At 71.6% G+C, this 19,085-nt stretch carries 18 protein-coding genes; 14 read left to right on the top strand and 4 right to left on the bottom strand.

Annotated elements, in window-relative coordinates:
* Nucleotides 1-23 precede the first annotated feature (23 nt).
* Nucleotides 24-317 (top strand): WXG100 family type VII secretion target, encoded by a 294-nt coding sequence (locus tag QSK39_RS36325; RefSeq protein ID WP_285482351.1) that lies wholly within the window; start codon nucleotides 24-26, stop codon nucleotides 315-317.
* A 115-nt stretch (nucleotides 318-432) separates the two neighbouring features.
* Here the strand turns inward: QSK39_RS36325 and QSK39_RS36330 are convergent, their stop codons facing one another.
* Entirely contained in the window at nucleotides 433-1,143 is a 711-nt protein-coding gene (locus tag QSK39_RS36330; protein WP_285482352.1) for a DUF4333 domain-containing protein, read from the bottom strand.
* Nucleotides 1,144-1,172: 29 nt separating this feature from the next.
* On the bottom strand, nucleotides 1,173-2,066 hold the full coding sequence (locus tag QSK39_RS36335; RefSeq protein WP_285482353.1) for a hypothetical protein: 894 nt from the start codon (nucleotides 2,064-2,066) through the stop codon (nucleotides 1,173-1,175).
* 252 nt (nucleotides 2,067-2,318) lie between these two features.
* Between QSK39_RS36335 and rplM the strand changes: the two genes are divergently transcribed.
* The 3 genes from rplM to glmM all read left to right on the top strand — a co-directional run bounded on the left by rplM (nucleotide 2,319) and on the right by glmM (nucleotide 4,839).
* Nucleotides 2,319-2,771, top strand: coding sequence for a 50S ribosomal protein L13 (gene rplM / locus QSK39_RS36340; RefSeq protein WP_284745421.1), 453 nt, complete (start codon nucleotides 2,319-2,321; stop codon nucleotides 2,769-2,771).
* Nucleotides 2,772-2,785: 14 nt separating this feature from the next.
* Nucleotides 2,786-3,322, top strand: coding sequence for a 30S ribosomal protein S9 (gene rpsI / locus QSK39_RS36345; protein WP_285482354.1), 537 nt, complete (start codon nucleotides 2,786-2,788; stop codon nucleotides 3,320-3,322).
* Nucleotides 3,323-3,504: 182 nt separating this feature from the next.
* Nucleotides 3,505-4,839 carry a phosphoglucosamine mutase gene (gene glmM, locus QSK39_RS36350; RefSeq protein ID WP_285482355.1) on the top strand — a complete coding sequence of 445 codons (1,335 nt, stop codon included), beginning with the start codon at nucleotides 3,505-3,507 and terminating at the stop codon, nucleotides 4,837-4,839.
* Here the strand turns inward: glmM and QSK39_RS36355 are convergent.
* A complete protein-coding gene (locus QSK39_RS36355) occupies nucleotides 4,825-5,709 on the bottom strand; it encodes a cytochrome P450 family protein (RefSeq protein WP_285482356.1) in 885 nt (294 codons plus the stop codon). The genes glmM and QSK39_RS36355 overlap by 15 nt on opposite strands.
* A 30-nt stretch (nucleotides 5,710-5,739) precedes the next feature.
* Here QSK39_RS36355 and QSK39_RS36360 point away from each other — a divergent pair, with 30 nt between their 5' ends.
* The 5 genes from QSK39_RS36360 (at nucleotide 5,740) to QSK39_RS36380 (ending at nucleotide 11,186) form a co-directional block, all read left to right on the top strand.
* Nucleotides 5,740-7,278 carry a fatty acyl-AMP ligase gene (locus tag QSK39_RS36360; protein WP_285482357.1) on the top strand — a complete coding sequence of 513 codons (1,539 nt, stop codon included), beginning with the start codon at nucleotides 5,740-5,742 and terminating at the stop codon, nucleotides 7,276-7,278.
* Nucleotides 7,271-7,534 carry an acyl carrier protein gene (locus QSK39_RS36365; RefSeq protein WP_285482358.1) on the top strand — a complete coding sequence of 88 codons (264 nt, stop codon included), beginning with the start codon at nucleotides 7,271-7,273 and terminating at the stop codon, nucleotides 7,532-7,534. The genes QSK39_RS36360 and QSK39_RS36365 overlap by 8 nt, the downstream gene beginning before the upstream one ends.
* 328 nt (nucleotides 7,535-7,862) lie before the next feature.
* On the top strand, nucleotides 7,863-8,174 hold the full coding sequence (locus tag QSK39_RS36370) for a hypothetical protein (RefSeq protein WP_285482359.1): 312 nt from the start codon (nucleotides 7,863-7,865) through the stop codon (nucleotides 8,172-8,174).
* Entirely contained in the window at nucleotides 8,174-10,696 is a 2,523-nt protein-coding gene (locus QSK39_RS36375; RefSeq protein WP_285482360.1) for a WXG100 family type VII secretion target, read from the top strand. The genes QSK39_RS36370 and QSK39_RS36375 overlap by 1 nt, the downstream gene beginning before the upstream one ends.
* Nucleotides 10,697-10,715: 19 nt before the next feature.
* Nucleotides 10,716-11,186: a hypothetical protein gene (locus tag QSK39_RS36380; protein ID WP_285482361.1), complete on the top strand. Its 471-nt coding sequence runs from the start codon at nucleotides 10,716-10,718 to the stop codon at nucleotides 11,184-11,186.
* 41 nt (nucleotides 11,187-11,227) lie between these two features.
* Here QSK39_RS36380 and QSK39_RS36385 read toward each other — a convergent pair whose 3' ends face one another.
* The gene (locus QSK39_RS36385; protein WP_285482362.1) at nucleotides 11,228-12,052 is read right to left on the bottom strand and encodes a dienelactone hydrolase family protein; all 825 of its coding nucleotides are present in this window, start codon (nucleotides 12,050-12,052) and stop codon (nucleotides 11,228-11,230) included.
* A gap of 289 nt (nucleotides 12,053-12,341) precedes the next feature.
* Here QSK39_RS36385 and glmS point away from each other — a divergent pair, with 289 nt between their 5' ends.
* From glmS to QSK39_RS36410, 5 genes are read left to right on the top strand one after another with little or no spacing between them, the layout of a single operon-like run.
* Nucleotides 12,342-14,204, top strand: a complete 1,863-nt coding sequence (gene glmS / locus QSK39_RS36390; protein ID WP_285482363.1) for a glutamine--fructose-6-phosphate transaminase (isomerizing) — start codon at nucleotides 12,342-12,344, stop codon at nucleotides 14,202-14,204.
* Between the two features lie 14 nt (nucleotides 14,205-14,218).
* Nucleotides 14,219-15,655: an NAD(P)H-hydrate dehydratase gene (locus QSK39_RS36395; protein WP_285482364.1), complete on the top strand. Its 1,437-nt coding sequence runs from the start codon at nucleotides 14,219-14,221 to the stop codon at nucleotides 15,653-15,655.
* 56 nt (nucleotides 15,656-15,711) lie between these two features.
* Entirely contained in the window at nucleotides 15,712-16,545 is an 834-nt protein-coding gene (locus QSK39_RS36400) for a DeoR/GlpR family DNA-binding transcription regulator (protein ID WP_285482365.1), read from the top strand.
* Nucleotides 16,535-17,965, top strand: a complete 1,431-nt coding sequence (xylB, locus tag QSK39_RS36405; RefSeq protein ID WP_285482366.1) for a xylulokinase — start codon at nucleotides 16,535-16,537, stop codon at nucleotides 17,963-17,965. Before QSK39_RS36400 ends, xylB begins: the two co-directional genes overlap by 11 nt.
* A gap of 3 nt (nucleotides 17,966-17,968) precedes the next feature.
* Nucleotides 17,969-19,060 (top strand): ABC transporter ATP-binding protein, encoded by a 1,092-nt coding sequence (locus QSK39_RS36410; protein WP_285482367.1) that lies wholly within the window; start codon nucleotides 17,969-17,971, stop codon nucleotides 19,058-19,060.
* Nucleotides 19,061-19,085: the final 25 nt, after the last annotated feature.

Below are 19,085 nucleotides of genomic sequence, written 5' to 3' on the forward strand. Positions count from 1 at the left end.
TCTCAGCACAGAAGGAGCGCATCATGCCCAGTGACGCCGGCATTGTCGTCAATTACGCCACCATCCGCGCTGCCGCGGACGACTGCCAGCAGACCGGCGGCGAGCTGCAGCAGGCGTTCGACCGCCTCAAGGACGACCTCAAGCCGCTGATCACCACCTGGACCGGTTCCGCCAAGGAGCAGTACGACCAGGCCCAGCGCACCTGGGACCAGAAGTTCGAGGACCTGAAGCAGGTTCTGGCGCAGATCGCCGCCGCCCTGCCGCAGATCGCCGACGGTTACCAGTCGACGGACAGCGCCGTCGAAGGCCTGTTCTGAGCCGGTAGTCCCGGAAACCACGGCGGGCCCGCACTCCGGTGCGGGGCCCGCCGTTTTCGTTTGCGGGCAACAAAGTCGTTGGCAGGCAACAGAGTCGTTGTGCGGCAAGGGAAACTCAGTGCGGCGCGCCGACCTCGTACTCGGGCCGGTCGTTGAGCACCCGCACCGTCACCTTCTTGTCCTGCCCGCCGATCTTCACCGTGCAGTCGAACGTCGTGCCGTTCTCGGCGGCTTCGTTCGCCGGGCACTGCGCGTTCTTCACGTCCGGCTCGCCGTAGTTCTCGTTGAGGACCTTGACCACACCGTCCTCAAGGGACTGCTGCTCGAGCACGTTCCCGCGGAACGCGCCCAGGAGCCACGCGGCCCCGCCGCCGACGACGAGCACCAGCACGACGGCTCCGGCGATCAGCACCGGCTTCTTCGACTTCGGCTTCTTCTCCGGCGCGGGAGAGAACGCGCCGAGCCCGCCGTACTGCGAAGGCTGGAACCCGCCGCCATAAGACGGCGAAGACTGCGCCGGCCACCCGCCGCCGGGCGTGCCCGGCTGCTGCGGCGTCGGCTGGGACGGCGGCTGCCACGGCCCGGCGGCGGGCTGTCCCGGCTGCCACGGGCCCGAGAACGACCCGCTGGTGCCGGGTGCCTGGTTCCACTGGCCGGTGTAGGAACCCGACGCCGCGCCCGGGTCCGCGTTCTGCTGCCACTGCCCGGCGTGCGGGCCGGTGGCCTGCTGCTCGGGCTGCCAGGCTCCCGGCTGCTGAGGCGGGTTCGCCGGCGGCTGCCACCACTGCGGCTGCTGCGGGTCGGGCGGCTGGGACGGCGGTGTCATCGGAGGTCACCTCGGGTCGTGGCCACGGTTCAGCTGCCCTGCGCTTCGCCGAGCCGGCGGTAGAAGTCGTCCATGGCGGCCCGGTCGGGCAGCACCGTGATCTGCGACGCGTCCGGCAGCTTCGGCATGTCCTGCAGGCTGGCCTTGCCGGTGAACCGGAAGTCGTACTTGAGCTCCAGCTGGTGGCCGTCGCCGGAGAACTTGGCGTCCATCACGAACGAGACCAGGCTGCCGTCGGGGTTCAGCGTGATCGTGGTCGGCACCATGGCCTTCTTCAGCTCGGGCCCGACCTGGCTGACGATGCTCTGCGGCAGGATCTCGACCTTGTTCTTGACGAAGATCTCGAACGGCACGTTGACCGTCAGCGCGGTCTTGCCGTCGCCGAGGCTCTTGGCCCCGCGGACCGCGCGCTTGTCCGCCTTGTAGGCGTCCACGGTCGAGTCCGCCATCCGGCACGGGGTCAGCACCCCGCCCCACGCGCACGGCAGGATCAGGCCGGCCTCGGGCTTCGGCATGGACACCCAGGCCGTCGGCGAGACGCCCTTCTGGACGTACATCGGGCCGAGGTAGGTGTACTCGACCGCGCCGTCGGCCGGCGTGTACGTGTCGATGATCTCGTCGGGGTTCTTCTGCGACCGGTGCCGCACCGCCCGGCTCTCCGGGCTGCCGGTGCGGGCCGACGTCACGGTGCTGTGGATCCACTTGTCGTCGAACTTGAAGTAGGCGTCCAGCGAGTTGGTGACGTCGCGCGTGTCGGTGATGGCGTCCCCGAGCTTGCCGATGACCTGCTCGAACTTGCCGCCGACGTAGTCCGCCGCGTCGTCGCCCTTCGGCAGCGCCGTGCCCGCCTTGGCCGTGCCGCAGGCGCTGACCAGGGCCAGGACGGCCGCCAGGACGAAGATCACCGTCGGTCGTTTGCTCATCGCCGTCCCCTGCATCCACTGTGTCGCCCGGATCGTCTCATCCTCGCGTGTCGGGGCGGCGAGTGCAGGCACTTCGGCGGGAAAACCGGGTAGAGTCGCCCCGGGCCGGGACTGTTCCGGCCCCTGGACCCACCCCCGATGCGTGGCCGCGGCGGACGTGGGGGTATCTTCATATGTCGTTGTGCGTTGCGGCGCATCAGCGCGCTAGGCCCGCACAGAACCCACACGCAATGTTGACGACGAGGTAGACCCTTGCCCACGTACAGCCCCAAGCCCGGCGACGTCACTCGTGCCTGGCACGTGATCGACGCCGAGGATGTCGTGCTCGGCCGGCTCGCGACCGAGGTCGCCACGCTGCTGCGCGGCAAGCACAAGCCGACCTACGCCCCGCACGTGGACACCGGTGACTTCGTCATCATCGTCAACGCCGAGAAGGTCGCGCTCACCGGAAACAAGCGCGAGCAGAAGTTCGCGTACCGGCACAGCGGTTACCCGGGCGGTCTGCGGAAGCGCTCGTTCGGCGAGCTGCTCGACACCAAGCCCGAACACCTTCTCGAGAAGGTCGTCAAGGGCATGCTGCCGAAGAACAAGCTCGGCCGCGCCCAGGCGAAGAAGCTGAAGGTCTACGCCGGCCCGCAGCACCCGCACACCGCGCAGCAGCCGCAGGTGCGCGAGATCACCAAGATCGCGCAGGTCGCGCAGTGAGTGAGGAACAGTCTGTGACCAGCACCGAGACCGAGACCGCCGAGGTCACCACCGAGGCGACCGAGACCGGCGCCGTCGCGACCAGCGAGACCCCCGTCGCCACCAGCGAGACGCCCGTCGCGACCAGCGAGTCCGCTGCCGCGCCGCGCCCGTCGCGGGCCGCCGGTGGCAACGCGCAGACCGTCGGCCGCCGCAAGGAAGCCGTCGTCCGCGTCCGGGTCGTCCCGGGCACCGGTGAGTTCAAGCTCAACGGCCGCACCCTCGAGGAGTATTTCCCGAACAAGGTGCACCAGCAGCTCATCCGCGAGCCGCTGGTCCTGGTCGAGAAGCCGGACTCGTTCGACATCTTCGCCAACCTGCACGGTGGCGGCGTCTCGGGTCAGGCGGGCGCGCTGCGCCTGGCGATCGCCCGTGCGCTCATCGAGGTCGACGCCGACGACCGCCCGGCCCTCAAGAAGGCCGGCTTCCTGACCCGTGACGCGCGCGCCACGGAGCGGAAGAAGTACGGCCTCAAGAAGGCCCGCAAGGCCCCGCAGTACAGCAAGCGCTGATCGCGCCCCTGGCGCAACCCACCGGAGCGCCCATCCGTCCATCGGATGGGCGCTTCGGCGTTTTTCGGCCGATGTCGCACTTCCGGAACCCGGAGCGACATCCAGGGGTAGCGCGGCCCGCGAGGGCCGCTACGTTGTCGTGGTCGGTTGCGCTGCCGCAACCACACTGAGGAGGTCGATCGATGGCACGCCTGTTCGGTACCGACGGGGTCCGTGGCCTGGCCAACGCCGAGCTGACGCCGGAGCTGGCGCTGGCGGTGGCGGCCAGCGCCGCCCGGGTGCTCGCCGCGCACGACCGCTCGCACCGGCCGGTCGCGGTCGTCGGCCGCGACCCGCGCGCCAGCGGCGAGATGCTCGAAGCCGCCGTCGTCGCGGGCCTCACCTCCGCGGGGGCCGACGTGCTCCGCGTCGGCGTGCTGCCGACGCCGGCCGTCGCCTACCTGGTCGGCTCGCTCGAGGCCGACCTCGGCGTGATGATCTCCGCGTCGCACAACCCGATGCCCGACAACGGCATCAAGCTCTTCGCCGCGGGCGGGCACAAGCTCCCCGACGGCATCGAGGACGAGATCGAAGCCGGCCTGTCCGACGGCAAGGTCCGCCCGACCGGCGCCGGCGTGGGCCGCGTCCACGACGTCGACGACGCCCTCGACCGCTACGCCACCCACCTGCTCGGCGCCACGCCGCACTCGCTCGCCGGGCTGAAGGTCGTCGTCGACTGCGCGAACGGCGCGTCGTCGGCCGCCGCCCCCGAGGTCTACCGCCGCGCCGGCGCCGAGGTCGTCGCGCTGTACGCGGAGCCGGACGGCGTCAACATCAACGAGCACTGCGGCTCGAACCACCCCGAAAAGCTGCGCGAGGCGGTCGTCAAGCACGGCGCCGACCTCGGCATCGCCCACGACGGCGACGCCGACCGCTGCGTGGCCGTCGACTCCGCCGGCGAGCTGGTGGACGGCGACCAGATCATGGCGGTGCTGGCGCTGGCGTTCGCCGAGTCCGGCGAGCTGGTCAAGGACACGCTGGTCGCGACCGTGATGAGCAACCTCGGCCTGCACCTGGCGATGAAGGCCCACGGCATCGCGGTCGTCACGACGGCGGTCGGCGACCGGTACGTCCTCGAGGAGCTGCGCGCGAGCGGCTTCGCCCTCGGCGGCGAGCAGTCCGGCCACGTCGTGCTGCCGGCCCACGCCACCACCGGCGACGGCCTGCTCACGGCGCTGCGCCTGATGAGCCGCATGGCCGAGACGGGCAAGTCCCTCGAAGACCTGGCGTCCGTGATGAACCGGCTGCCGCAGGTCCTGGTGAACGTCCCGGTCGCGGACAAGGCGGCGGTGGCGGACTCCAGCGAGGTCCGCGACGCCGTCGGTGAGGTCGAGGCCGAGCTGGGCGAGGAGGGCCGGGTGCTGCTGCGCCCGTCCGGCACCGAGCAGCTGGTCCGCGTGATGGTGGAGGCCACGGCGCAGACCACGGCCCAGGCCGCGGCCGACCGCCTGGCGGGCGTCGTCTCAGCGGTTTCCTGACCGGGTGACCACGGCCTTCGCCAGGCCGTGGAACACCGGGTGGGTCTTCCACTCGACGTCGCCGACTTCGCTGCCACCGTCGAGGAGCTTCGCCAACGCGCCGAGGGCGACCTCGCCCTCGGCCAGCGCGACTCCCGAACCCGGGCACGCGTGGCGTCCCAGGCCGAACGGGAGACCGTCGGTCAGGGGCACCGCCACCGGGCCGTCCGGGCCGAAGCGCAGGACGTACCGGGCCGGGCAGATCGATGTCACCAGCTCGCGGACGTTCCTCGCCGTCGGAGCGGAAGCCAGCTCCAGCCCGGCGCAGGCCAGGAAGTTCAGTGAGTTCTCGTAGGCGGCGTGCGCCAGCACCACCGGGTTCAGCATCAGCTCGTCCTCGTCGAGCCGGCCGGCCGCGTGGGCCTCCCGCAACGCCGTCAGGCCACCCGGCCCGGCCGGTGACCGGCTCAGCTGCACCGCGAGCCGGAACGCCGACGCCTGCCCGGCCCGGTCGGCGCCGCCGAAGACGTCGAGGTTCGCCGTCGTCTTCTCCAAGTGGTCCAGGAAGACGTCGTCGAGGGGCACGCCCAGCACCGCCGACGTCACCGCGCCCGCCACCGGCCGCGCGAAGTCGCGCACGAGGTCGAACGACGTCCCCAGCCCGGCCACCACGGCTTCGATCGCCGCGATCACCGAGCCGGGCAGCGGCTCCAGCCCCGCGATGATCTCCCGCAGCACCCCGCGCACCCGCGTGTGACCCTCGCCGTCACGCAGCAGCACGCTCGGGGAGCCGCCGCCGGGATCGGACGTCAAGTCGGGGGAGCGCAGGGCGTGCACGCACGCTTCGCGGCCGGAGACCAGGCCGATCCCGTGCCGCTCGAACTCGTCCATCGCCTGCCCACGGTAGGGCAGGATGAGGCGGTGCCGCCCGCAGACGTCCCGGAAGAGGTCCTGACCACCCCGTTCACGGACTACCTGCTCCGCAACGCCGTCGAAGACCGCCCCGCGTTCACGTGCCGCACCTTTCCGGGGCCCGCCGACCACACCCTGAGCTGGCCGCAGGTGCTCGACCGCGTCCGCGGCGTCGCGCGGGAGCTGCGGCTGCGCACGCGGCCGGGTGACCGGGTGGCGATCGTCGCCCGCCAGGACCTCGGGTACGTCGTCGCGTTCCTCGGCACGCTCTACGCGGGCCGCGTCGCGGTGCCGCTGTCCGTGCCGACAGGCCGGACCGGGCGCGCGCGGATCGAGTCGGCCTTCGCGGACGCCACCCCGGCGGCCTGCCTGGCCTCGGGGGACCTCCGGGAGAAGGTCCCGGCACCGCCGGAGGTCGTGCTCGCGATCGAGGACATCGAGCCCGACGACGCCGAGCGGCCCGCCGAGGTGGCGATGAGCGACCCGGCGTACCTGCAGTACACGTCGGGTTCGACGCGCCGCCCGGCCGGCGCGGTGATCTCGCACCGGGCGCTCGTGGCCGCCTGCTGGCAGACCACCGAGTGCTACCACGCCGACGCGTCGACCAACCTCGCCGGCTGGGTGCCGTTCTTCCACGACATGGGGCTCGTGCTGCTCGTCGGCACGCCGGTCTTCCTCGGCGCGCACTCGGTGTTCTTCACGCCGATGGAGTTCGTGCGCGACCCGCTGCGCTGGATCCGGCTGCTCGCCGAGCACCCCGGCGCGATCACCGCCGCGCCGAACTTCGCCTTCGACCTGGCCGCGGAGGCGGCGGGGGAGCTGGCGGACGTCGACCTCTCGCACGTCAACTCCGTGCTCAACGGCAGCGAACCGATCCGCGCGGCCACCATCGAGGGGTTCGCTCGCGCCTTCGCGCCGTTCGGGCTGCCGCGCACCGCCATCAAGCCGTGCTACGGCCTGGCCGAGGCGACGGTTTTCGTGGCCAGCGCGGGCGACGAGGGCCCGACGGTCACGACGTTCGACGGGCGTGAGCTGGTCTCGGTGGGCCGGCCGTACGGTCAGCGAATCCGGATTGTCGACAAAGAGATCCGGGTGTCCGGCCCCAACGTCGCGGACGGTTATTGGGGGCAGGAAGGCGCCTTCGCCGAGGACGGCTGGCTTCGCACGGGCGACCTCGGCTTCGTCCGCGACGGCCTGCTGTACGTCACCGGCCGGCTTAAGGACCTGATCATCGTCGACGGCCGCAACCACCACCCGCAGGACATCGAGGCCACGGTCGAAGCCGCGCACCCGAACGTCCGGGCCGGGCGCGTCGCCGCGTTCGCGGTGCGGGACGGCGGTGGCGAGGGGGTGGCGGTCGTCGTCGGCTGCACCGGCCACGACGGCGTCGAGCCGGCTGTGCGGCGGGCGGTGTCGGCGGGTCACGACCTGCCGCTGAGAGCCGTCTGGCTGGTCCCGCCGGGCGCGGTGCCGAGGACGTCGAGCGGCAAGGTGTCCCGCGCCGCGGCCCGCGACCGCTGGTGGGGCGAGAATGGGCGCCATGACTGACCCGGCCGCCGCCCACGCCGACGAGATCCGGACGATCGTCTGCCGAGCCTTGGAACTGCCCCTGGAGCGGCTGACCGACACGACCCCGTTCGACGACATCGGCATGACGTCCCGCCAGCGCATCCAGCTGCTCGCCCGGGTCGAGGTGCACTACGGCGTGTCCGTGGACCTGGACGAGCTCGACCGCCTGGTGGACGTCCGCGGGGTGGCCGAAGTCATTTCCGAAGCACTCGCCGCGCAGCACCCGACCGGGTGAGTGCAGTTGGCCAAAGCCCAGGTCGGCGGACAACGAGTCCCGACCCGCTCGCCCGCTCCCGAAATCCGGACGTCGTCAATGACTCACCCGGGATCCGAGAGGTCTTCCTGACTCATTCGCGACACCGGGTCCGGCCGGGCGCGCAGGCCGATCGGCTTCGCCGGAGCCTCGACCCGACCGGGTGAGTGCAGTTGGCCAAAGCCCAGGTCGGCCGCCCGGCCGAACGCTAGACTCTGTGTGCATCTGCGACGGCACCGAACGACGTCCGGGTGCGTCACAGTCTTGACACCCGGAACAGGGGCTGTGGATCGAAGGGGGAAAGCCGACCATGCCAGACGGTTACGAAGCGAGTTCCGAGGCGATGACGCGGGCGCAGATCCGCCTCAACGACGTCGCGGACGACCCGGCCGCCGAGGCCAAGAAGGTCGCGCCCACCGAAATCGCGCAGGCGGACTTCGGCCGTGTCCACGGTGATGGTTATGCCAAGTACAAATCCGGGATCGACGAGATCGGCGCGGGCATGACCGGGCTGTCGAACGCGCTGATGAACCTCGGCAGCGGCATCGGGACGGCCGGCTCGAAGTACTCCGCGCAGGAATCGAACGCCGGTGCGCAGGCGAACGCGGCGGGGAGCAAGTAATGGCCGACTGGGCGGAAGTCAAGAAGATCCTCGATGACCCGAACGTCTCCATGGAGACGAAGACGGAGCTCATGGAGGAGTACGACCGCAACACCTTCAACTTCAACGAAGAAGAAGAGAAGTACGCCAAGGAGTACATCGAGAACTACTCCGACGACGGCGGCGACTACCGGGTCTTCGAAAACGACGACACCGACGAAATCGTCGCGCGGGCGAAGCAGGAGTCTCAGGCCAAGGGCAAGGAACAGCAGGCCCAGACCGACCGCAAGAACACCGCGAAGAAGAACCTCGACGGAATCGCGACGCCCACCCTGGGGGCCGGCGCGAAGACCTCCGACGAGATGCTCGACCAGGGCAACGTCACGGTCGACTTCCTGGTGCAGTGGACCGACGAGATCTGGAACAAGATCAAGGGCGGGTCCGGCCACATCGACTCGCAGAAGGACCTCAAGGACAAGTTCCACGAGAACCGCGGCATCCAGTTCCAGAAGTTCCTCACCGAGGCCGACGACCTCGCCAAGGCGCACAAGGTCGTCGAAGACTCGCTGGGCAAGAGCGACACCGAGCTCCAGACCCTCTTCGGGGAGTGGAAGGGCAAGGGCGCGAACGCGGCGGAGATCAAGTACGACGAGACGATCAAGCCGCACGCCAAGGAGCTCTCGCAGCAGATCGACGGCGCCGCGAAGCTGATCCCGCAGACCGTGACGCACGTCTACGACGCCGTCAAGAAGAAGGTCGACGAGGTCCTGCAGCTGCACCGCACGACGGTCGCCCAGGCCGACATCAACATGGCGCGAGACGTCCTCAAGATCGCGAACGGCGAGACCGACGAGTTCGACGACTTCATGAAGGTCGCCGGCTGGGTCGACGCGGTCAACGCGAAGAACGGCAACCAGACGAACCTCGCCGAGCGGCTGCAGAACGACGACTGCGGCTTCAACGACGAGAACAAGGAGTACGGCCGCAACGTCTGCCGCTACTGGCGTGACGGCGCGTTCGCGACCGAGTACCAGGGCCTGATCAACGCCTTCAACGGCTCCTGCAAGTCCGCCAAGGACACGATCGACCAGCAGTTCGGCGCGCTCGAGCGGTTCATGGACGGCTACCGCAACCAGCTCACCGAGGCCAAGGGCACCGGGGACACCGGTGGCGGTGGCGACACCCACAACGGCAACGGCGGCGACACGGGCGGCGGCTCGAACGGCGGCGGCGGATCCACCGGCGGGGGCGGCAGCACCGGTGGTGGCGGGAGCACGGGCGGGGGCGGCGCCACGACGCCGTCGGCGGCCGAGCCGCCCGCGACCGGGGACCCGGCGAAGCCCGAGGACGGCAAGAACCCGATCACCGGCAAGCCCCTCGAGATGGACCCGGACACCGGCAAGCCGTACCCGATCGACCCGACGACCGGTGAGGCCATCAAGGACACCGACGACACCGACACGGTCTCGGTCAAGAAGGGCGACAACACGATCGAGATGTCCGAGCCCGACAAGGAGGGCAAGCAGGACATCTCCGTGGACGACGGCCACGGCCACAAGAAGGACTACCACCTCGACTGGGGTGACGACGACAAGGCCGAAGCGGGCAAGGACGGCAAGGACGGCGCCAAGGACGGCGACGGCAGCTTCGGCCCGCAGGGTTCGCAGCAGGGGGCCGTCAAGGACGGGCAGCCTTCGGCCGACGGCAGCTACAAGCCGGGTCCCGACGGCAAGATCCACATCAAGGACGGCAACCTCGAGATCACGGCCGAGCGGCCGGAGGGGCCGGACGGCCCGACGATCGTGACCGTCGACGACGGCAAGGGCGAGCCGACGACGTACACGCTCGACGAGAAGGACGACCCCAAGGCGAGCGACCTCAAGACCGACCCCGCGTCGACCGACGGCAGCAGCTCCGCGGTCCAGCACGACAAGGACGCCGAGTCGCCGCTGACGAAGGACCCCGCGCCGGCCAACCCGGACCCGGGCCTCACGCAGGGCGCGGCGGCTTCGGGCGGCTTCACCACCCCGGGCGGCCAGGACTTCTCCGGCGACTTCGGCGGCAGCGTCGGTGCCGAGCCCGCGATGGCCACGGCCGACGCGGGCGTCGGCGGCGGTGACTCCGGCGTGGCCGGCGGTGGTGGCGGCGACGCGACGACCACGGCTGGCGCGAGCGACTTCGGGTCCGCCGTCACGGGCGGCGGGTCGGCGGACTTCGCCGGCGCCGTGTCGCTGGACCCCGGTGCGCAGACGGGCAGCGACGCGTCGATGCCGATGTCCGACGGCAGCGGGCTCGGCGCGACCCCGGTCGACCCGGGCATGCACCAGGCCGCCGCGAGCTCGTCCGGCGGGATGAGCGGCATGGGGGGCATGGGCATGATGGGCGGCATGGGCGGCGCGCCGGGTGGTGGTGGCGGTGACCAGCAGCGCGGGCCCAGCCAGTACCGCATCGAGGGCGGCGTCTTCGAAACGAGCGGTGCCAAGGGCCGGATCAGCGGCTCGCTGGACGACGAGGGTGACCGTTCGATCCGGTACGACCGGTGACCAGGGCTGAGGAGGGCCGATGACCAGCGCCGAAGACCGGTATCGCGCGGCGATCTCGACGATGGACGCCGCGGCGCGGGAGCAGGACGAGCAGCGGGGGCTGCGCGAACGCCGGGTCGCGGAGGCCGAGACGCAGGCCCGCGAAGGGCTGAAGAACGAGCTCGCCGCGGCGCAGAAGTACGCCGAGCACATGGACGAGCTCAACAAGCGCAAGCAGAGCGCGGGCGGCTGGGCGACGGAGAAGACGCTGGCCGACAAGGGCCGCGAGTCGCTGATGGAGTTCGGCGTCGAGGACGAAGAGGCGGACACGGGCCGCACGCCGTACCCGACGCCGAGCTACGGGACGCCGGTGCCTGCGGCTGCGGTGGCGCCTCCGCCGGAACCCCCGGCGCCTCCCGCGCCCGCCGCGCCGGAGCCGCCGAAGCGGGGACGGCACGCGCGTCAGGTGGAGGACGAGGACGACTTCTCCAGCACGAGCTGGCTGGTCTGAGGTTCTTCGGAAGGGCCCGGCTTCGGCCGGGCCCTTTCGCGTCAGTGCGCGGGTTCTTCTTCGCGCTCGATGGGGGCGCGCTTGACGTCGGCTTCCAGCAGGGGCCGGTACTTGTCGGTGCCGGTCAGGTGCGTCAGGAAGAAGGCCGTGAAGAGGGCGCGCGTGAGCTGCTGCGTCTTGCGGTGCGGCTTGCCGTGCATGATCAGCTGCGACCAGTGCCGGCCCTCGGTGACGCCCAGGTGGGTCGACTTGCCGAGGGTGCGCAGCTGGACGTCTTCGCCGCCCCAGGCGTTCGTGATGGCCTCGGCGTGCCCGACCTTCGGGGCGACGAGGTCCTCTTCGGCGGCGAGGTGCAGGCCGGGCACGGTGATGGCCTTCGCGGACTCGGTGGCGGGCGGCAGCGTCTGGGCGGCGGTGATCGTCGCGACGGCCTTGATCCGCGGGTGCTCGCCCTGCGCGTCCTGAGCCGCGGCGAGGACGGCGGAGCCACCGCCGGTCGAGTGCCCGGCGAGGCCGAGCTTGGCCGGGTCGACGCTGATGCCGTCGGGTCCGAGTCGCACGGTGGTGACGACGTCGAGGGTGGTCAGCAGGTCCGCGGCGAGCAGCCGGTGCGACGGGAGCGGACCCCGCTGGGTCGCGGGCGCGGCGGCGACGATGCCCCAGCTGGCGAGGTGGTGCAGCAGCTGCCGGTACCGATCGGGCGGCTGCAGCCACCCGTGCCCGAAGGCAACGGCCGGCAGCCCGAGCCCGGCGCGCGGCGTGAACACCACGCCGGGCAGCCCGACCAGGGCGAGGTTGCCGCGAAGGACCTCGTGCGGACCCGGGTGCGTCAGCTCCGCGAGCAGCTGCTTGGGCTTGCTGGCCATGGCCGGAACCCTACTGTGCGAGCGCCACGGCGGCTCGCCCGCCGCACCGGTTCGCTCCCCGGGCAAGCCGTTCCCAGCGTGCCTGGACGGTCGGCTCGCGTACCCAGACAGTCGGCTCGCGTGCCTGGACGGTCGGCTCGTGTCCGGCGCCGGACGCGGACCCGCGAGGTCACCCACGGGTGCACCAAAGTCGCATTGGTCCGGACCATCTCGCCCCGGGAAAGTGCAGGTCGCGGCCCCTTTCCGGACCCCGTCAACCCGCTGAATATCCCTCGTTAGGCTGGTGCGCGTGTGTGGAATCGTGGGATATGTCGGGCACCGCCCGGCTCTGGACGTCGTCCTCGGCGGGCTCCGGCGCATGGAGTACCGCGGGTACGACTCGGCCGGTGTCGCGGTCCTCGACGGTGCCGGTGCGCTGACCGTCGAGCGCAAGGCGGGCCGGCTCGCCAACCTGGAAGCCGAGCTCGACAAGGTCGGCCGCGAGAGCATCACCGGCACCGCCGGCATGGGCCACACCCGCTGGGCCACCCACGGCGCGCCGATCGACCGCAACTCGCACCCGCACCGCGATGCCTCGCAGCGCGTCGCCGTCGTGCACAACGGCATCATCGAGAACTTCGCCTCCCTGCGCGCCGAGCTCGAGGCCGACGGCGTCGAGATGGCCAGCGACACCGACAGCGAGACCGCCGCGCACCTCGTCGCCCGCGCCTACACCGACGGCGACACCAAGGGCGACCTCGCCGCCAGCGTCGCCGCCGTCTGCCGCCGGCTCGAAGGCGCCTTCACCCTCGTCGTGACGCACGCCGACCAGCCGGACACCATCGTGGCCGCGCGCCGGTCGTCGCCGCTGGTCGTCGGGGTCGGGGAGGGTGAGCACTTCGTCGCCTCCGACGTCGCCGCCTTCATCGAGCACACCCGCGAGGCCGTCGAGCTGGGCCAGGACCAGCTCGTCGTCATCACCCGCGAGGGCTACGAGGTCACCGACTTCCACGGCGACGCCGCCCAGGCCAAGCCGTTCACCGTCGACTGGGACCTGTCCGCCGCCGAAAAGGGCGGCCACGAGTACTTCATGCTCAAGGAGATCGAGGAGCAGCCCGAGGCGCTGGCCAACACGCTGCGCGGGCACTTCGAGTCCGGCCGGATCATCCTCGACGAGCAGCGCATCTCCGACCAGGACCTGCGCGACGTCGACAAGGTCTTCGTCGTCGCGTGCGGTTCGGCCTACCACTCCGGCCTGGTCGCCAAGTACGCCATCGAGCACTGGACGCGGCTGCCGGTCGAGGTCGAGCTGGCGTCGGAGTTCCGCTACCGCGACCCGGTCCTCGACCGCGACACGCTCGTCGTCGCCGTGTCCCAGTCCGGCGAGACGGCGGACACGCTCGAAGCCGTCCGGCACGCCCGTGAGCAGAAGGCGCGCGTGCTGGCCGTCTGCAACACCAACGGCGCGCAGATCCCGCGTGAGTCCGACGCCGTCCTCTACACCCACGCCGGCCCCGAGATCGGCGTCGCGTCGACCAAGGCGTTCCTCGCCCAGATCGCGGCCAACTACCTGGTCGGCCTGGCGCTGGCGCAGGCCCGCGGCACCAAGTACCCGGACGAGGTCGCGCGCGAGTTCGCCGAGCTGGAGGCCATGCCCGCGGCCGTCCAGAAGGTACTGTCCACTGTGGACCAAGTGCGGGACCTCGGCCGCCGGATCGCGGACTCGAAGGCCGTCCTGTTCCTCGGCCGCCACGTCGGCTTCCCGGTCGCCCTCGAAGGCGCGCTCAAGCTCAAGGAACTCGCGTACATGCACGCCGAGGGCTTCGCGGCCGGCGAGCTCAAGCACGGCCCGATCGCGCTGATCGAAGACGGCCTGCCGGTCGTCGTCGTGATGCCGTCGCCCAAGGGCCGCGCGGTGCTGCACTCGAAGCTCGTGTCGAACATCAGCGAGATCCAGGCCCGCGGCGCCCGCACGATCGTGATCGCCGAAGAGGGCGACGAGACCGTGCGGCCGTTCGCGGACGAGCTCATCGAGGTGCCCGCGGTGCCGACGCTGCTGCAGCCGCTGGTCTCCACGGTCCCGCTGCAGGTGCTGGCCGCGGAGATCGCCCGCACCCGCGGGTACGACGTCGACAAGCCGCGTAACCTGGCGAAGTCCGTGACCGTCGAGTAGCGGGAGGCGCCTGCGTGCAGGGAATCTGGACCACGGAACGGATTCGCGAGGCGGAGGCGCGGGCGTTCGCCGTCACGCCGGACGGCGAGCTGATGCGGCGGGCGTCGTTCGGCCTGTCGGTGCAGATCGCTGACCTGCTCGAAGACCACACCGGCGCGGTCTCCGGCCGCCGGGTCGTGCTCCTGGTCGGTTCCGGCGACAACGGCGGTGACGCGCTCTGGGCCGGGGCTTTCCTCCGGAAGCGCGGGGTCGCCGTGACGGCCGTCTTGCTGGGGTCGCGCACGCACGAAGCCGGGCTGGCGGCCTTGAAGCGCGCCGGCGGCCGCGTGGTGCCCATCGCGGACGGTCCACAGTGGATCGCCAAGGCCGACGTCGTCGTGGACGGCATCGTCGGGATCTCGGGCACGGGCGCGCTGCGACCGGACGCGGCCCGGCTGGTTTCGCTGGTCGAAGCGCCGATCGTGGCGGTCGACCTGCCCAGCGGCGTCGACCCGGACACCGGCGCGGTCGACGGCCCCGCGGTGCGGGCGACCCGCACGGTGACGTTCGGCGCGCTCAAGCCCGTGCACGCGCTCGCGCCGTCGTGGTGCGGCGAGGTCGTCCTGGTGGACATCGGCCTCGAGCTGACCGACCCCGACCTGCACCGGCTCGACATCGTGGACGTCGCCGCGGCCTGGCCGGTGCCCGGCCCCGACGACGACAAGTACAGCCAGGGCGTCGTCGGCGTCGCGGCGGGCTCGGCGACGTACCCGGGCGCGGCGGTGCTGACCGCGGGCGCGGCGGTGCGCGCGACGGCCGGGATGGTCCGGTACGCGGGCCACGCGGCGGACGTCGTCCGGGCGCAGTGGCCGGAGGTCATCGCGACGGGCACGGTCGCGGACGCCGGGCGGGTGCAGGCGTGGGCGGTCGGCCCGGGCATCGGCACCGGCTCCGAAGGCCGCGACATCGTCCGCTACGTCCTCGGCCAGGGCCTCCCGGTGTGCGCGGACGCCGACGCGACGACGATCATCGCGAAGTCCCCGGAGGTCCTCGACGCCCGCGACCCGGACACGCCGCTGGTGCTGACCCCGCACGCCGGCGAGTACGAACGCCTGATGGGCCGCAAGCCGGGCCCGGACCGCGTGACGGCGGTGCGCGAAGCGGCGAAGAAGTACAACGCGGTGGTGCTGCTGAAGGGCCACGTGACGGTGGTGGCGGCCCCGGACGGCCGTGCGGCGGTCAACACGCCGCGCGGCGCCTGGCTGGCAACCCCGGGCTCGGGCGACGTGCTGTCGGGCTTGGTCGGGTCGCTGCTGGCAGCGGGGCTGGACCCTTGGCTGGCGGCGGCGATGGCGGCCCACTTGCACTCCCTGACGGGCGCGATCGCGGCCCAGAACGCCCCGACGTCGTCCTCGGCGCTGGTCCACGCGATCCCGGAGGCGCTGCGCTCGATCCGCTCCCTCATGTCTTGAGAGAAGTTATCGAGTTCTCTGTTAACTCCGGGCGACAAATCTGGTAAGAATGCCGTGTGAGCGGCAGCACAGCATCGGGAGACCGGAAGACCCGGCCGTCCGATGCTGTCGTCGAGCAGCGGCGGCAGGACATCCTCGACCACGTCATCGAGCACGGCGAAGCCCGCATCGACGACCTGACCACGAGGTTCCGGGTCAGCCTGATGACCATGCACCGCGACCTCGACGACCTCGCCGAGCGCCGCCTCCTGCGCAAGCTCCGCGGCAAGGTCGAGGCCTACCCGGCGCTCACCATCGAGACCGCTGCCCGCTTCCGCGACACCCTCCACCACGGCGAGAAAGAAGCCCTCGGCGAGGCCGCCGCAAACCACGTCCAGCCCGGGCAGACCGTCTTCGTCGACGACTCCACCACCCTTCTGCCGCTGGTCAAGCGCCTGGCCGAGATCGACGCCCTGACCGTCGTCACCAACTCGCTGCACGCCGCCCGGCTGCTCGGCCCGAAGACCGACGTCGTGCTGGCGGGCGGCCGGTACTCGCCCGAGTACGACTCCTGCGCCGGCCCCGAGGTCCTCGGGCTGCTCGACTCCATCCGCGCCGACGTCTCGTTCGTCTCGGTCACCGCCGTCGCCGTCGGGCGGCTCTTCCACCCCGACCGCGACTACGCCGAGCTGAAGAAAGCGGCCCTCAAGGTCGCGAACCAGACGGTCCTGGTCGTCGACCACTCGAAGTTCGGCCGCACCGCGACCTACGCGCACGGCGACGTCGGTGACTACGACCTGCTGATCACCGGCCAAGCCACGCCCACCGAGGAGATCGAGGCCGCGCTCAACGCGGGCACCGCGATCGAGATCGTCGAACACGTCGCAGAGGGGCAGCCCTATGACAGCTGAGCTGGTCGCCGGCATCGACTCGTCCACACAGTCGACCAAGGTCGTCGTGTGCGACGCGAGCACCGGTGAGATCGTCCGCACCGGCCGCGCGCCGCACCCCGACGGCACCGAGGTCGACCCCGCCGCCTGGTGGGACGCCTTCGGCGAAGCAACGAAGGGCCTGCTCGACGACGTCAAGGCCATCGGCGTCGGCGGTCAGCAGCACGGCATGGTCACCCTCGACGAGCACGACGAGGTCGTCCGGCCCGCGCTGCTGTGGAACGACACCCGCTCCGCGCAGTCGGCGCTCGACCTCGTCGACGAGCTCGGCGGGCCCTCGGTCTGGGCGAAGTCCGTCGGCTCGGTGCCGGTCGCCAGCTTCACCGTCACAAAGCTGCGCTGGCTGGCCGACCACGAACCCGAGCTGGCCGACCGCGTCGCCCGCGTGCTGCTCCCGCACGACTGGCTGACCTGGAAGCTCACCGGCGGCACCCCGGTCACCGACCGCGGCGACGCGTCCGGCACCGGCTACTTCTCGCCGTCCGACAACGCCTACCGCCTCGACGTCCTGGCCCACGCCTTCGGTGGCCGGACGCCGGAGCTGCCCACCGTGCTCGGCCCCGCCGACACCGCCGGCCACACCCCCGACGGCGTGCTCGTCTCGGCCGGCACCGGCGACAACATGGCCGCCGCGCTGGCGCTCGAACTGCAGCCCGGCGACGTCGTCGTCTCGCTCGGCACCAGCGGCACCGTGTTCGGCGTCGCCGAAAGCGGCGCGGCCGACGCGTCCGGCGAGGTGGCCGGGTTCGCCGACGCCACCGGCCGGTTCCTGCCGCTCGCCTGCACGCTCAACGCCGCTCGCGTCCTGACCGCGACGGCCGGCATGCTCGGCGCGACGCTGGGCGAGTTCGACCGGCTCGCGCTGCGGGCCGAGCCCGGCGCCGGCGGCCTCACCTTTCTGCCCTACCTGGACGGCGAGCGCACCCCGAACCTGCCGGACGCCACCGGCTCGCTGTCCGGCCTGACCCGGGCGAACATGACCCCGGAGAACCTCGCGCGCAGTGCCGTCGAAGGCATGCTCTGCGGCCTGGCCGCCGGCCTCGACGCGGTGCGCGCGCACGGCCTCGACGTCCACCGCGTGCTGCTGATCGGCGGGGGCGCACAGTCGGCCGCCGTCCGCGCGGTCGCGCCGCTGGTGTTCGGCGTGCCCGTGCAGCTGCCCGAAGTCGCCGAGTACGTCGCCGTCGGCGCGGCGCGGCAGGCGGCGTGGGCCCTGACCTCCAGTGCGGAACCCCCGTCCTGGCAAGGAAACACCAAAGCGCGGCTCGAGCTGGACGAGCCGACCGAGGCGCAGCGCGCCGAGGGCCACCGGATCCAGCAGCGCCACCTCGAAGCCCGCGAAGCGGCGTACGGGGTCCGGCGGAATCTCGGAGAGGACTGACCGATGGCTTCCATCACCTACGACAAGGCGACCCGGCGCTACGCCGGTTCGGAGCGCCCCGCGGTCGACGCGCTGGACCTGGAGATCGCCGACGGCGAGTTCCTGGTGCTGGTCGGCCCGTCCGGCTGCGGCAAGTCGACCAGCCTGCGCATGCTCGCCGGCCTCGAGGACATCGACGACGGCGCGGTCTGGATCGGCGACCGCGACGTCACGCAGCTGCCGCCGCGCTCGCGGGACATCGCCATGGTGTTCCAGAACTACGCGCTGTACCCGCACATGACGGTCGCGCAGAACATGGGCTTCGCGCTGAAGATCGCCGGCCGCCCCGCGTCCGAGATCAAGCAGAAGGTCCACGAGGCCGCGAAGCTGCTGGACATCGTCGACTACCTCGACCGCAAGCCGAAGGCGCTCTCCGGTGGCCAGCGCCAGCGCGTCGCGATGGGCCGCGCGATCGTGCGCGAGCCGCAGGTCTTCCTGATGGACGAGCCGCTGTCGAACCTCGACGCGAAGCTGCGCGTGTCGACGCGTACGCAGATCGCGGCGCTGCAGCGCCGCCTCGGCGTCACCACCGTGTACGTCACGCACGACCAGGTCGAGGCCATGACGATGGGTGACCGCGTCGCCGTGCTGTCCGATGGCCTGCTGCAGCAGTGCGACACCCCGCGCGCCCTGTACGACCGGCCCGCAAACGCTTTCGTCGCCGGGTTCATCGGCTCGCCGGCGATGAACCTCGCCACCGCGAAGCTCACGGCCGACGGCGCCGAGGTGGGTGGCGCGCGCGTGCCGCTGACCCGCGAGACCATCGCCGCGGCCGACGGGGACACCGTGACCCTCGGCTTCCGGCCGGAGGCCCTCGAGGTCGCCACCGGCGAAGACGGCACCCTGCCGATCAAGGTGGACCTGGTCGAGGAGCTCGGCTCGGACGCCTTCGTCTACGGCAAGCTCGCCCAGACCGACGCCGACGACACCCGGCCCAACGTCGTCGTCCGGGTCGACCCGCGCACGCCGCCGGCCATGGGTGACACGCTGCACCTGCGGATTCGTCCCGACGAGCTGCACGTGTTCTCCGCCACGTCCGGGGCACGCCTGCCCTGACCTCGGGTCATGGGAAACTGGAGGG

Origin of the sequence: Amycolatopsis sp. NBRC 101858 (assembly GCF_030269325.1) — a bacterium.
Lineage (GTDB): Bacteria > Actinomycetota > Actinomycetes > Mycobacteriales > Pseudonocardiaceae > Amycolatopsis > Amycolatopsis ponsaeliensis.